Genomic DNA, 14,438 nt, shown 5'->3' on the forward strand with positions numbered 1-14,438 from the left:
GGAGGACGCTCGACGATCAGGTGGGCTGATCGTGGCTCAGCCCAGGTCGCCGGCGATCCAGCGGTCGATGATGTGCCGGGCGATCGACACCGGCGGCGGCAGCGCCTCGGGACCGCGGCCGGTGGCGAGCTCCTCGCGGGTCCACCAGCGGGCCTCCTCGATCTCCGTGGGGTCCAGCCGCAGCTCCAGGTCGCCCTCGGCCCGCGCGACGAACCCGAGCATCAGCGACTGCGGGAACGGCCACGGCTGGCTGCTCACGTAGCGGATGTCGGTGACGGCCAGGCCGACCTCCTCGGCCACCTCCCGGGCCACCGCGCCCTCGGCGGACTCCCCCGGCTCGACGAACCCCGCGAGGATCGAGAACCGCCCGGGCGGCCACACCGCCTGGCGGCCGAGCACGCAGCGGTCGCCGCCGTCGTGCACGAGCATGATCACCGCCGGGTCGGTGCGCGGGAACAGCTCGGTGCCGGTGACCGGGTCGCGCTGCACCCAGCCGGCCCGCTCGATCGTCGTGGGGGCACCGGACACGGGGCTGAACCGGGCGCGCTCGTGCCACTCCAGGATGCCGATGGCCTCGGCGAGCAGGCCGGCGTCGAGGTCCCCGAGGTCGGCGCCCACCTCGCGCAGCCCGGTCCACAGGTCCACCGCCCGGCCGTTGACCGTCAGCGCCCGCTCCCCCCGGACGGCCGCGTACGGGACGCCGTCGGCCTCGCCGAGGTACACCGCCCCGACCGGCAGCTCGGGCTGCTCGTCCCACACCAGCGCCGGGCCGCCGTCGGTCTCGACGACGGGCACGGCGCGCCGCTCGTCGACGGTGAGCACCCGCACCGGGCGGCCCCGCGTCGGGTCGGGCAGCGACCGCGCCAGGTGCGCGCGGTCGTGCGCCGAGCGCGACAGCACCGGCACCGCACCGGTGGTCGCCCGGGTGCCGGCGGGCCAGCTCTCCCGGGTGGGCCTCACGTCGTCCGGCGTGCTCCCGCCGGGCGGGACGCTCATGCCGGCTCCGGTGCCGTCGCGGCGGCGCTGGCGGTGACGTCGACCGGGCCCAGGGCGCGCAGGGAGTCGGTGACCCGCTCGGCGTCACCCACGACGACGCCGGTGAGCGCGGCCGGGGCCAGGTAGCGCCGCGCGGCCTCCTGCACCTGCTCGATGGTGACCTCGGCCAGCGCGCGCTGGTGCTCGGCCAGCCACTCGGCGGACAGACCCGACCCGGCCAGCGCCGAGAGCGTGCTGGCCAGACCGGCGTGCGTCGCGGTGGACAGCGCCATGCTGCCCAGCACGTAGCGCCGGGCGGCGTCCAGCTCGGCCTCGGTGACCGGCGCCAGCGCCATCCGGCCGAGCTCGGCCCAGGTCTCCAGGAACGCCGGGCCGGTGACCTCGGTGGCGACGTCGGCCTCGACGAGGAACGAGGAAGCGGCGGCGAGGTGGTCGACGGCGCTGCGCGGGCTGTAGGAGTAGCCGCGCCGCTCGCGGATGTTCTCGACCAGCCGCGAGGAGAAGTAGCCGCCGAAGACCATGCCGGCCAGCCGGACGGCGGGCAGGTCGGGGTCGGTGCGGCCCGGGGCCGGTCCGCCGAGGCGGATGTTGGACTGCACCGCGCCGGGCCGGTCGGCCACCTCCAGGTGCCCGGGGGCGAGCGTGGGGGCCGGCGGGGCGCCGGCCGCGGTGCCCTCGCCGGTCCACTCCCCCAGCGCGTCGGCGACGGCGTCGGTGGCCCGGCCGGCGTCGAGGTCGCCGACGAGCACCAGGGTGCTGCCGGTGGGCAGCACCCGCTCGCGGTGCAGCCGGCGCAGCGCGGCCGCCCCGACCCTGCTGACCAGCTCCGGCGTCGGCAGCTGGGCGGCGTAGGGGTGGGTGCCGTAGCGGCGGGCGGCCAGCGCCGTCCGCGCGATGACGCCGGGCTGGGAGCGGGCGATGGCGATCCGCTCGGCCACGCGGTCGCGCTCGGCGTCCACCCGGTCGGTCGGGTAGGCCGCCTGCGTGAGCACCTCGGCGAGCACGCCGAGGACCGGCGCGAGCCCCTCGGACAGCAGCGTCGTGGAGAACAGCAGCCGGTCGGGGTCGGCGGCCACCGACAGCTCGGCGCCGTGGCCCTGCAGCAGCTCGGCGATGCCGGTGGCGTCGTGCCGCGCCGTCCCGAGGAGGACGGCGCCGGAGAGCACCGACGCCCGGGCGGTGTGCTGGGCGGCGCCGCGCGGGGAGGTGGCGGCGAAGGGCACCCGCAGCCGCAGCTCGACCAGCGGGACGCCGGGCCGCGGGACGACGACGACGGCGAGCCCGCTGGGCAGCGTCGTCGTCACCACCTCCGGCACCGGCTGCGGGCGGGGTTCGCCCAGCGGCGGGACGAGGTCGAGGTCCAGGACCGGCGCGCTCACCGGGCACCCCCGGTGGCCCGCAGCTCCAGCACCGCGGCGGTGCCGGGGTCGAGCCCCTTCGCCGCCGCCTGCACCTCGTCGGGGGGAACCGCGGCCAGCCGGGCGGCGATCTCCCCGGCCAGCTCGGCGCGGCCGTGCACCAGCTCCGCGGCGGCGAAGCCCAGGGTGCGGCCGAGCACCGAGTCGGCCTCGCGCAGCAGTTGTGCGCTGGTGCGGGCCTGCACCCGGGCCAGCTCCTCGACGGTGACACCCTCGGTGGCCACCCGGGCGATCTCCTCGTGCACCGCACCGAGGACGTCCTCCACCGGCACGGCGGCGGGGTGGTGCACCTGGGTGGTCAGCAGGGTGGCGTCGCGGACGTCGAACGGGTCGCCGAAGAGGCCCACGTAGCTGCTCTGCGCCACCGCCAGCCGGTCGTCGTGCACCAGCCGGCGCTCCAGCCGCGAGGCGTCGCCCTCGCTGAGCAGCTCGGCCAGCAGCACGGTGCCGAGGTAGGTGTCGAGGTCGCCGACCGGGTCGGGCACCCGCCAGCCGAGGGCGACGGCCGGCGCGGGGGCCAGCCGGTCCTCGACGACGCCCGAGCGCACCGTGGTCGGCGAGGGCTCGCCGGTGAACGGCGTCGGCGGCACGTCGCGCGCCTCGACCGCGCCGAACCAGCGGCGCACCAGCCGCTCGGTCTCGCCGACGTCGAGGTCGCCGCCGATGCACAGGACGGCGTTGCCGGGGGCGTAGTAGCGGGAGAAGAAGTCGGTGGCGTCGGCGACGGTGGAGCTCTCCAGGTCGACGAAGGAGCCGTAGCCGTCGTGGGTGTTGGCGAAGCTGTCGAAGGCCAGCTGCGGCAGCTGCAGCCAGGGGAAGGCGCCGTAGGGCCGGTTGAGCACGTTGACCCGGATCTCCTCCTTGACCACGTCGATCTGGTTGCGGAGGTTCTCCTCGGTGATCGCCGGCGCGGCCATGCGGTCGGCCTCGAGGAACAGCGCGCGCTCGAGCGCCTCGGCCGGCAGGGCCTCGTAGTAGTTCGTGTAGTCCTGGTGCGTCGAGCCGTTGAACGTGCCGCCGGCGGCCTGCACCAGGCGGGCGTGCTCCATCTTCGGCACGTGCGCCGAACCCTGGAACATCACGTGCTCGAAGAGGTGGGCGAAGCCGGTGCGGCCCTCCGGCTCGTTGCGCATGCCCACGTCGTAGAAGACGGTCACGGCGACGACCGGCACGCTGCGGTCGGGCGCGAGGACGACCCGCAGCCCGTTGTCCAGCGAGAAGCGCTCCACCGGGTGCCGCAGGATCAGGTCGGCCCCAGCTGATGTCACGGACCGACCCTAACCGCGCCGGACGACGCCCCGCCGGGCGGTCGGGGGACGGAGCCGGGATCAGGTGACCTGATCGTGGCGCGTCCTCCCCCACGGTGGGCGGTGAGGGAGGACGCGCTGCGGTGAGGGAGGACGCGCTGCCGTGAGGGAGGACGGGCAGCGGGGCCCGGTGGCCGGAGTCGGGCTCGGCGCGTCGATCGGCCTCGCCGCCTGGGCCCTCCGCCCGAGCGAGCGAGACGTGGGGCCACCGAGGTCCTCGTGGGCGCGGTGCGGTCCGGAGGACCGCGGTGTCACAGCACGTCGATGTCGCCGACGACCCGGTCGATGACCCCGTAGAGCTCCGCGTGGGTGTTGGGGATCGAGAGGTAGAGCAGCGCGGGGTCCGGACGGCCGACGTCGACCACGACCAGCGCCGCCCGCTCTCCCGTGGAGTCGTAGCCCTCGACGTCCCAGCCGAGCTGGAACTCGATCAGGTGCGCGGCGTGGCCGTCGACGGTGAGCGCCTCGTCGCGGAGCACCTCGCGCTCGTTCGGTTGGGGGTAGTAGGCCACGCGGACGCTGTCGGCCAGCGCGGTGACGGTGGCCTGCTCGCTGCCGGGGCCGGTCCAGCCGAAGCCGTCGGACACCGGACCCGAGGTGCACTGGGCGATGAAGACGCCGGCCGGGGTCTGCTCCTGGGTGGTGAAGTACTGCCCGGCGATCGTGCGGGTCTCGGTCATCGGGCCGAGGTCGTACTCGTACCAGCCGGTGCCGAGGAACGGGTAGGAGATCCCGGAGTCCTCGTCGACGATCCGCACGGTGCCCGGCGGGAACGTCGTCCCGGCCGACGGGGAGCCCGCCACGGTGGTGTCGGTCGTCGTCGCCGTGCCGCTGCGGCCCGACAGGCCCACCACCAGGGCGAGGACGACCACGGCCACCACGGCGAGCACGCCACCGCCGACCCACCAGGCGGCGCGGTGGCGCGGCGGGGCGGCGACGGGCGCCCAGGGCGCCGCGGACGACGGCGGCTGTGGCTGCTGCGACGGCGGCGCGGCCGGCGCGGACACCGGTGTGTGCACCGCGACGCCCGGGCCGGCCGGCGTCGTGACGTCCGACCAGCCCGCCCCGTCCCACCAGCGCACCATCCCGGCGGCGCCGTCGGGGTCGGGGTACCACCCCGCGGGGGCGCTCGGCTGTCCGGGTCCGGTCACGCGGTCAGGCTAGGTCCCGGCCGGCCCGTTCCCCGGCACCCGCGTCGCCGCGGGTCCCCCGTCGCGGGTCAGCGTGCCGCCAGCTCCCGCCACAGGTGCGCCGCGGCCTCCGCGCCGCGGTACAGCATCGGCAGCAGCACCCGCTCGTTGGGCGAGTGGATGCGGTCGGTGGGCAGCCCGACGCCGAGGAACACCAGCGGGGCACCGAGCACCTCGACCAGATCGGCCTCGGGGCCGCTGCCGCCCTCGCGGGTGAACAGCACGTCGTCCGGGGCGGTGTCGAAGGCCTGCCCGATCGCGCGGAGCAGGGCCGCCGTGTGCGGCGAGTCGAGGTCGCTGGCGCACGGGGCGACACCACCGGGCGGGGTGTGCACCTCGGACTCGATGCCCTCGGGCAGGTGCTGCTCGACCCACTCGCGCAGGACCGGGCCGACGTCGCCGGGCCGCTGGTCGGCCACCAGCCGGAAGGTGAGCTTGGCGTGCGCCTCGGCCGGGATGATCGTCTTGTGGCCGGGGCCGGTGTACCCGCCCCACACGCCGTTGACCTCGGCCGTCGGGCGGGCGCCGATGCGCTCCAGCGTGCTGAAGCCCTCCTCGCCGGCGGTGGCGCGGGAGGCGGCCGGCCCGGCGAGCCAGGCGGCCTCGTCGAAGGGCACGCGGCCCATCAGCTCGCGCTCGCGGTCGGTCAGCACGCGCACCTCGTCGTAGAAGCCGGGCAGGGTGACCCGGCCGTGCTCGTCGTGCAGCGCGGCGAGCAGGGACGCCATGGCGTGCAGCGGGTTGGGGACGGCGCCGCCGAACGAGCCCGAGTGCAGGTCGACCGCGGGGCCGCGCAGGGTGATCTCGGCGTCGGCCAGGCCGCGCATGGCGACGACGGCGCTGGGGACGTCCGGGGCGGCCATGCCGGTGTCGCTCACGACGACGACGTCGCAGGCCAGCCGGCCGGCGCGCTCGCGCAGCAGGTCGGCGAAGTGCGGGGAGCCGGACTCCTCCTCGCCCTCGACCAGCAGCTTGACCGTGACGGCGGGGGTGTCGCGGCCGGTGGCCGCCAGGTGCGCGCGGATGCCGAGCAGGTGCATCGCGACGTTGCCCTTGTCGTCGATGGCGCCGCGGGCGTGCAGCTCCGGGCCGTCCGGGCCCTCGACGCGGGTGGGCTCGAACGGCGGGTGCTCCCACAGCTCGAGCGGGTCGACCGGCTGCACGTCGTGGTGGCCGTAGACGAGGGCCACCGGGGCGCCGTCGTCGGCCGCCGGCCACTCGGCGTAGACGGCCGGGGCCCCGGCGGTCTCCCACACCTCGACGACGGGGAAGCCGGTGCGCCGCAGCGCGGCGGCCAGCCACTCGGCGCTGGCGGCGACGTCGGCGGCGTGCGCGGGGTCGGCGGAGATCGACGGGATGCGCAGCCAGGCGTCGAGGTCGGCGTGCAGGTCGTCGAGGTGGGCCTGCACGAAGGCGCGTTCCGGGCTCGTCATGGTCGCCGACGGTAATCGCGGACTGCCACCGGCTAGGTTCCGGCCCATGGCCGGAGAGCTGTTGCGAGTGGACGTCGGTGACCTCGGCTTCGACGTGCGGGCCGACGGACCCGAGGACGGGCGGCCGGTGCTGCTGCTGCACGGCTTCCCCGAGACGTCGCTGTCGTGGGCGGCGGTGACGCCGCGGCTGACCGAGGCGGGGTTGCGCACCTACGCGGTCGACCAGCTCGGCTACTCCCCCGGCGCGCGGCCGCTCGACGTCGACGCGTACGCGCTGACCAACCTCGCGCAGGTCACCGCCGATCTCATGACGGCCGTGGACGTCCCGGTGGCCGACGTGGTCGGGCACGACTGGGGCGCCACCGTCGCCTGGGCGCTGGCCGCCTGGCACGAGGACCGGGTGCGCTCGCTGACCGCCGTCTCGGTGCCGCACCCCACCGCGTTCACCGCGGCCTGGCGCAGCGACCCCGAGCAGAAGGAGCGCTCCGCCTACATCCGGCTGTTCTGGCAGGAGGGCAAGGCCGAGGAGGTGCTGCTGGCCGACGACGCCCGCCGGCTGCGGCGCATGTTCGGCGACGCCGTGGACCGCGAGGCCGTCGACGAGTACGTGGCGGTGCTGTCGGCGCCGGGCGCGCTCACCGCGGCACTGAACTGGTACCGCGCGATGAGCTCGGCCACGCCGGTCGACGACGTTCCGGTGCCGACCACCTACGTGTGGAGCGACGGCGACATCGCGATCGGCCGGATCGCCGCCGAGGGCTGCGCCGAGCACGTCACCGGCGACTACCGCTTCGTCGAGCTGGCCGGCGTCAGCCACTGGATCCCCGAGCAGGCCCCGGACGAGCTGGCCGCCGCGATCCTGGACCGCGTCGCGTCGACGTGACCGTGCGGCTCCGCGTCCCGACCCCGGAGGACGCCGGGACCTGGGCGGACCTGTTCGACGACACCGAGGTCATGCGGTACGTCGGTACCGGCGAGGTGCGGGACCGGGCGTGGTACCGGGCGTTCGTGCGGCGGCAGCAGGAGCTGGCGGAGAGCACCGGCCTGTGCCTGTTCACGGTCCTCGTCGGCGAGGAGGTCGCCGGGTTCACCGGCGTCCAGCCCTGGACCCAGCCGTGGGGGCCCACCGGGGTGCCGGAGATCGGCTGGCGGCTCGGCCGCCGGTTCTGGGGGCAGGGCACCGCGACGACGGCGGCGCGCACGGTGCTCGACCGGGCGCGGACCCTCGCGGTGCCCCGGGTGGTCGCGCTGGTGCACGCGGACAACGCCGCCTCCCGGGCGGTCGCGCGCAGGCTCGGCCTGACCGAGGAGACGTCCCTCCGGACCCCGTCCGGGGCACCCGTCGTGCAGTACGGCACGGCGCCCACCGCGCCGTCCTGAGGCCCGCGCCCGCAGCACGCCGCCGGGCCGCGGGCCGCGTCACCCGGGTTCCGGGTCCTCCTCCGGCGGCGGGGGCAGCTCGTCGTCCGGAGGTTCCTCAGGTAGGTCCTCACCGGTGACGAGGGCGAGCAGGCCGGCCTCGTCGAGCAGGTCGACCGGGCGCACGGTGACGCCGGCGGCGACGTGGTGGAACCCGGCGCTGACCTGCTCGACCGGGACCCCGGCCAGCCGCGACCAGCCCAGCCGGTAGGCGGCCAGCTGCACCGCCGCGGCGGCCAGCTCCGCCCCGGACGGCGGCGGGCCGGTCTTCCAGTCGACGACCTCGAAGCCGCCGTCGCCGTCGCCGAAGACCGCGTCGATGCGGCCGCGCAGGGTCAGCGGGCCCAGCGGCGTCTCGAACGGCACCTCGACCTCGACCGGCTGCCGGTCGGCCCACGGGCTGGCCAGGAACGCCTCCTGCAGGGCCCCCAGCGCGCCGTCGGGCGGGGCGCCCTCGTCGCCGGAGCCGGGCAGCTCGTCGAGGTCGAGCAGCCGCGCGGCGCCGAAGCGCTCCTCCAGCCAGGCGTGGAAGGCGGTGCCGCGGCGGGCCAGCGGCGCGGGCGCGGCCGGCAGCGGCCGGCGCAGCCGCCGGGCCAGCCCCGCGGGATCGCGGCGCAGCGCGACCAGCTCCGACACCGACAGGTGGCTGGGCAGCGGCACCTCGACGGTCGGCCGGGCGGAGCGCCGGCGCTCGCGCAGCAGCAGGTCGGCGTCGCGGACCCAGTCGGCCACCACCGGGTCGCCGGTGCCGAGGACGGCGGCGGCGTCCAGCGGGTGCGGTGGGGTCGCGGCCACCAGCTCGGCGGCGGCGGTGAGCGCGCGGCGGCGGGGCGGGGACAGCGGGTCGGCCGGCCACACCCCGACCGGCCACTCGTCCAGCGCCGGGTTGGTCGCCCCCTCCTCCGGCCGCTCGGCCCAGGCCACGACGACACCGGCACCGGCGGCGCAGGCCCGGCGGACGGTGTCGAGCAGCACCGAGGGGCCGTTGGGCCGGACGCCCTCGCGCCACCAGCTGCCCGAGCAGACCAGCAGGTGCTTGGCGCGGGTGACCGCGACGTAGCCCAGGCGGATCTCCTCGGCCGTGCCGAAGTCCTTCCACGCCTCGACGTAGTCCTCGAGTGCGGCCCGCACCGCGGCCTGGTCGCCGGAGCCGGGCACCGGCAGGCGCAGCTGCGGCAGCTCGGCGCGGTCGGTGGTGCGCAGGTCGACCGGGACCGCGCCGGGGTCCTTGACCCACGAGTCGGCGGTGTCGGTGCGCGCCGGGAACTGGTCGGCGGTCATGCCGGGGACGGCGACGACGTCCCACTCCAGGCCCTTGGCCGAGTGGCCGGTGAGCAGCTGGACCGACTCGGGGTCGACGGCGACCTCGCCGGGTTCGAGCCCCCGCTCGCGCTCCTCGGCGTCCTTCAGGTAGCCCAGGAACGCCGGCAGCGAGGGCAGCTCGGCCAGCTCGGTGAACTCGGCGGCCACGCCGTGCAGGGCGTCGAGGTGCGCCCGCGCCGCGGCCGGGCTGACGCCGGGCGCGCTGGCCAGCTCGGTCTCCAGGCCCAGCGTGCGGGCGACCTCGTCGACCAGGTCCGGCAGCGCGTCGCCCAGCCGCCCGCGCAGGTGCGCCAGCTCCGCACCCAGGCGCCGCAGCCGCCGGTGGGCCACGGCGGAGTAGGCCGACGGGTCGCCGAGGTCGTCGAGCGCCTCGACGATGCTGCCGCGCTCGGACGGCCGGGCGGCGGGGTCGTCGTCCTCCCGGGCGGCCCGGCGCGACTGCACCAGCGCCCGGGCGCGGGCCTCGAGCGCGGCGAGGTCGCGGGGGCCGATCCGCCACCGGGCGCCGGTGAGCAGCCGGCCCAGGGCGTCGCCGGCGGTCGGGTCGACGAGCACGGTGAGGGTGGCGACGACGTCGGAGACCTCGGGCACCTCGAGCAGGCCGCCGAGGCCCACCACGGTGACCGGCAGGCCGCGGGCGCGCAGCGCGGCGGCGATGCCCGGCAGCTGCTTGCGGGTGCGGACGAGCACGGCCGTGGTGGGCGGGCGGCCGTCGGGCCGCGGCGGCAGCGCCGGGTCCTCGCCGCGCCAGCAGGCGGCCAGCCGGTCGGCCAGCGCCTCGGTCTCCTCGGCGACCGTCGCGTACAGCCCGGCGGCGACCAGTCCCGGGCCGGCCCCCGGTGCCGGGGTGAGGTCGGGCAGCGGCACCTCGGGGGCGGGCAGCAGCCCGGCGACGGCGTTGGCGACGGCGAGGACGGCGCCGTCGTTGCGCCAGCTGGTGGCCAGGGTGAGCCGCTCGGCCCGCCGCCCGCGGACGCCGGGGAAGGTGCGGTCGAAGCGCTCGATCGTGCCGGCCGAGGCGCCGCGCCAGCCGTAGATCGACTGGCGCGGGTCGCCGACGGCGAGCACCGCGTGCCCGCTCGGGCCCCCGAACAGCGCCTCGAGCATCCGCAGCTGGCCGACGCTGGTGTCCTGGTACTCGTCGAGCAGCACCACCGGCCAGCGGGCCCGCTCGCGGCGCCCCACCTCGGGCGCGGTGACGGCGACCCGGGCGGCCAGCGCCACCTGGTCGGAGTGGTCGATCGCGCCGGCGGCCCGCTTGCGCGCCTCGAAGGCCTCGACCAGCGGCAGCAGCGCCACGCGGGCGCGCTGGCGGGCGAGCATCTCCCGCACCGGCGCGTACGGGCCGCGCTTGCCCTTGGCGTCGGGGTAGCCGGCGATCCGCTGCTCCAGCTGCGCGGTCCACGCCCGCAGCCGGTCGGCGGTGACGTCGTGCTCGCCGAGCTCGCCGGCCAGCGCCAGCACGTCCTCGACGGTGGTCAGCGGGCTGAGCGGGACGTCGTCCATGTCTCCGGTCCAGCCCGAGACGACGGAGGACGCCTGCCCCCAGCACATGGCCGGGCCGAGGACGCCGGCGCCGGGCTCGACCCCGATCCGCAGGCCGTGCTCGGAGACCAGCGACGCGGCGTAGCCGTGGTAGGTCGACACCGTGGGCGCCGCCACGGCCAGCCGCTCCCGCAGCGCGGGGTCGGTCTCCGGGTGCCGGGCGAGCGCCGCCAGCCGGATCCGGATGCGCTCGCCCAGCTCGCTGGCGGCCTTGCGGGTGAACGTCAGGCCCAGGATCGCGTCGGGCGCGACCAGCTCGTTGGCCACCAGCCAGCAGACGCGGGCCGCCATCGTCTCGGTCTTGCCCGACCCGGCGCCGGCGACGACGACCAGCGGCCGGTCGGCCGGCGCGGACACCACCCCGGCCTGCTCGGGTGAGGGCGCATAGGACAGCCCGCAGCGGGCGGCGACCTCGGCCGGCGTGAGCAGCCGCCGCTCACGCACCGGCTCGGGCGCGGTCCCGAAGAGCTCGTCGTCGAACGAGAGCTGTTCCTCGACCGGCGCCGGTGTCCGGCGGCTCACGCAGTCTCCCCCACGCTCACGAGGTGACCTGCCGGCCGCGCTCGTGCAGCGGGCAGCTGCGCCGCGCGGGGCAGCGGGAGCAGTGGCTGCCGGTGCGCACCTCGAAGGTGGCCGCGCCCATGCCGTCGCCGACGCCGGCCACCAGCTCCCCGGCCCACGTCTCGTGCACCGGCACGCCCGCAGGCAGCGGCTCCTGCGCCTGCTCCCTGGCCTTCGAGCCCGACCCGACCTGCAGCAGCGACGCCCCGCCCGGCGCGTCGCCGTGCTCGCCGAACCCGCCGGCGGCGACGGCGACCTGGTAGGCGGCCAGCTGCCCGTGGCCGTCGACGTCCTTGGCCGGCGACCGGCCGGTCTTGAGGTCGACGACGACCAGCCGCCCCTGCTCGTCGCGCTCGAGTCGGTCGACCTGGCCGCGGATGCGCGCCCGGCCGACGGTGACGTCGAAGTCGGCCTCGGCGGCGACCAGCTCGCGGCGGTTGGCCGCGTGCCACCGCAGGAAGCGGTCGAGCATGTCGCGCGCGGCCACGCGCTGCCGCTGGTCGGCCCAGCCGGGGCCGAGGGCGAGGGCGTCGAGCTCGGCGGCCAGCGCGGCCGGCGCCTCGGCCGGTGGCAGCCCCTCGGCCACCCGCTGGGCGACCGCGTGCACCGCGGTGCCGACCGTGCGGGTGGCGTCGGGCGAGGCCTCGGCACCGACCGCGCCGAGCACCCACTTCAGCGGACAGCGCTGGAAGGTCTCGATCGCCGACGGGCGCACCCGCACCGCCTCGCCGTCGGGCACCAGCGGGGCGTCGTCGGACACCGGCGCGAGCCCCCACCAGTCGGCCGGGGACGCGCCGGGGACGCCCTCGTCGGCCAGCCGGCGCAGCACCGCGGCGGCCGCCGAGCGGCGCGCCGGCTCGGTCTGCGGGTCGCTGACCGCCCGGCGCAGGTCGGCCACCAGCGCGGGCAGCCGCAGGGAGCGCGGCAGCGGGGTCAGCGGCCGGCCCTCGTCCGGCGGGGGGACGACGAGGTCGAGGAAGCGGGAGGCCGTGGCCCCGGAGTCCGGGCCGTCGAGCGCACCCTCGACGGCGGTGACGACCAGCCGGCGGCGGGCGCGGGTGGTCGCGACGTAGAACAGCCGCCGCTCCTCGGCCAGCAGCTGGGTGCGCCGGTCGACCACGGTGCCGTCGATGCCGGCGACCCGCTCGACCAGCAGCTCGGTGCCCAGCAGCGTGCCGCGGTCGCGCAGGTCGGGCCAGATGCCCTCCTGCACGCCGGCGACGCAGACGACGTCCCACTCCAGGCCCTTGGACGCGTGCGCGGTGAGCAGCCGCACCGCGTCGGGCAGGCCGTCGCGCGCCGCGCCGGCGACGCCGGGCAGCTCCTGGGCCGACAGGTGCTCGACGAAGGCCCCGACGGTGGCCGAGGGCAGCCGGTCGACGAAGCCCGCGGCGGCGTCGAACAGCGCGACGACGGCGTCGAGGTCGCGGTCGGCCACCGCTCCGGCGGCCCCGCCGGCGGCGCTGGCGCGGGCCCACTTCGCGGCCAGGCCGCTGCGCTGCCACATCGCCCACAGCACGTCCTCGGCCGAGCCGTCGCGCGCCAGCGCCACCCGGCCGGCGGCCAGGACCGCGGCGACCCGCCGGGCCGGCCGGGACACCGGCTCGGGCAGCTCCTCGAGCAGCAGCTCGTCGGCCAGCGCGGTGGCCAGCGGTTCCCCGCGCTCGTCGGCGTCCACCCCCCGCTGCGCCTGGGCGATGCGCACCGCCCGGCGCAGCCGGCGCAGGTCGAGGACCGTCGCCCCGCCCAGCGGGGAGGCCAGCAGCGCCTCGGCGCCGGGCTCGTCCAGCGACAGCGCGCCGGGCTCGGCACCCCGCCGGGGCAGCAGCGCGGAGAGCGCGGCCAGCAGCGGGGCGACGGCCGGCTGCGCGGCCAGCGGGACGTCGTCGGCGGAGACCTCGACCGGCACGCCGGCCGACGTCAGCGCGCGGCGCAGCGGACCGATCGCCAGCGCGGTGCGCACCACCACGGCCATCTGCGACCACGGGACGTCGTCGACGAGGTGCGCGCGGCGCAGCACGTCGGCGACGTAGGCGGCCTCGATGCTGGCCGAGCCGAACACGTGCACCTCCGCGGCGCCCTCCTCGGCCCCGGGGACGGCCTGCAGGCGGCGGTGCTCCCACGGCCCGGGCAGCGCCTCGGCCACCCGCCGGCTGACCGCGAGCAGCCCCGGCCCCGAGCGCCGGCACACACCCAGCGACAGCCGCGGCGCCGGCCGGCCGTCGACGGTGCGGAAGCGGTCGGGGAACTCGACGATGCCGCGGGGCTCGGCGCCCCGGAAGGCGTAGACCGCCTGGTCGGGGTCGCCGACGACGACCAGGTCGCCCCCGCCGCCGGCGAGCAGCTCGAGCAGCTCGACCTGGGCGGGGTCGGTGTCCTGGTACTCGTCGACGAACAGCCAGCGGGCCCGCTCGCGCTCGTGGCGCAGCAGGTCGGGGTCGTCCTCGAGCTCGGCGATGGCGGCGCGGACCAGCTCGGCGGGGTCGTAGCCCGAGGCGTCCCCCCCGCCGGCGGTGGAGAAGGCGGTGACCGCCTCGTACTGCTCCAGGAACGCCGCCACGTGCGGCCACGCCTCGGTGCCGGTCTCCCGGCCCCAGGCGGCGAGCAGCTCCGGGTCGACACCGCGCTCGGTGGCGCGCAGCAGCAGGTCGCGCAGCTCACCGCGGAACCCGGCGGTGGCCAGCGCCGGCAGCAGCGACGCCGGCCAGCGCACCGCGCCCTCCCCCTCGAGGTCACCGCGGAGCAGCTCGGCGACGACGGCGTCCTGCTCGGCGGCGGTGAGCAGCCGCGGCGGCGCCTCGCCGCGCAGCAGCGCCGCCCGCCGCAGCAGGCCGTAGGCGTAGGAGTGGAAGGTGCGGGCCAGCGGCTCGCGGATGGTGCGGTCGACGCGCGCGGTGATGCGCGTGCGCAGCTCGGCGGCGGCCTTGCGGCTGAAGGTCAGGACCAGGATCTGCTCGGGGTCGACGCCGCGGTCGATGCGCGCGGCCACGGCCTCGACGATCGTCGTCGTCTTGCCGGTGCCGGGGCCGGCGAGCACCAGCAGCGGGCCGCCGGCGTGGTCGGCGACGGCCCGCTGCGTGGGGTCGAGCCGAGGGCGCCGCACCGGTGCCGGCGTCGTCTGCACGAGCCGGTACACCGGCGCTGCCTCGTCCCCCCGCAGTGCCACCCCTCGATGAGACCACGCGGGCCCGACAGCTCGGGGAGCTGCTGGTCACGCCCGCGCGTGCGGACCGCGGTGAGTGCACA

The 14,438-nt window shown here is 77.4% G+C and carries 9 protein-coding genes; 2 read left to right on the forward strand and 7 right to left on the reverse strand.

Going from position 1 to position 14,438, the window contains the following annotated elements; translation table 11 throughout:
* Positions 1–36: 36 nt before the first annotated feature.
* The 5 genes from nudC to ACU616_RS03750 form a co-directional block, all read right to left on the reverse strand.
* A complete protein-coding gene (gene nudC, locus ACU616_RS03730; protein ID WP_446757147.1) occupies positions 37–996 on the reverse strand; it encodes an NAD(+) diphosphatase in 960 nt (319 codons plus the stop codon).
* The gene (locus tag ACU616_RS03735; protein ID WP_446757148.1) at positions 993–2,375 is read right to left on the reverse strand and encodes a M16 family metallopeptidase; all 1,383 of its coding nucleotides are present in this window, start codon (positions 2,373–2,375) and stop codon (positions 993–995) included. The genes nudC and ACU616_RS03735 overlap by 4 nt, the downstream gene beginning before the upstream one ends.
* Complete coding sequence (locus ACU616_RS03740; protein WP_446757149.1) at positions 2,372–3,682, reverse strand: M16 family metallopeptidase; 1,311 nt, start codon at positions 3,680–3,682, stop codon at positions 2,372–2,374. The genes ACU616_RS03735 and ACU616_RS03740 overlap by 4 nt, the downstream gene beginning before the upstream one ends.
* Positions 3,683–3,972: 290 nt before the next feature.
* Positions 3,973–4,872 (reverse strand): DUF2510 domain-containing protein, encoded by a 900-nt coding sequence (locus tag ACU616_RS03745; protein WP_446757150.1) that lies wholly within the window; start codon positions 4,870–4,872, stop codon positions 3,973–3,975.
* Positions 4,873–4,940: 68 nt separating this feature from the next.
* Positions 4,941–6,344 (reverse strand): M20/M25/M40 family metallo-hydrolase, encoded by a 1,404-nt coding sequence (locus ACU616_RS03750; RefSeq protein ID WP_446757151.1) that lies wholly within the window; start codon positions 6,342–6,344, stop codon positions 4,941–4,943.
* A 46-nt stretch (positions 6,345–6,390) separates the two neighbouring features.
* Between ACU616_RS03750 and ACU616_RS03755 the strand changes: the two genes are divergently transcribed.
* Together ACU616_RS03755 and ACU616_RS03760 are read left to right on the forward strand one after the other, a co-directional pair.
* Positions 6,391–7,227 (forward strand): alpha/beta fold hydrolase, encoded by an 837-nt coding sequence (locus tag ACU616_RS03755; RefSeq protein ID WP_446757152.1) that lies wholly within the window; start codon positions 6,391–6,393, stop codon positions 7,225–7,227.
* Positions 7,224–7,724, forward strand: coding sequence for a GNAT family N-acetyltransferase (locus tag ACU616_RS03760; protein WP_446757153.1), 501 nt, complete (start codon positions 7,224–7,226; stop codon positions 7,722–7,724). Before ACU616_RS03755 ends, ACU616_RS03760 begins: the two co-directional genes overlap by 4 nt.
* Positions 7,725–7,763: 39 nt before the next feature.
* On the opposite strand, the gene ACU616_RS03765 is transcribed toward ACU616_RS03760, so the two are convergent.
* Positions 7,764–11,153: a UvrD-helicase domain-containing protein gene (locus tag ACU616_RS03765; RefSeq protein WP_446757154.1), complete on the reverse strand. Its 3,390-nt coding sequence runs from the start codon at positions 11,151–11,153 to the stop codon at positions 7,764–7,766.
* 16 nt (positions 11,154–11,169) lie between these two features.
* Positions 11,170–14,358: an ATP-dependent helicase gene (locus tag ACU616_RS03770; protein WP_446757155.1), complete on the reverse strand. Its 3,189-nt coding sequence runs from the start codon at positions 14,356–14,358 to the stop codon at positions 11,170–11,172.
* Positions 14,359–14,438: the final 80 nt, after the last annotated feature.

It is taken from the genome of Geodermatophilus sp. URMC 62 (assembly GCF_052931475.1).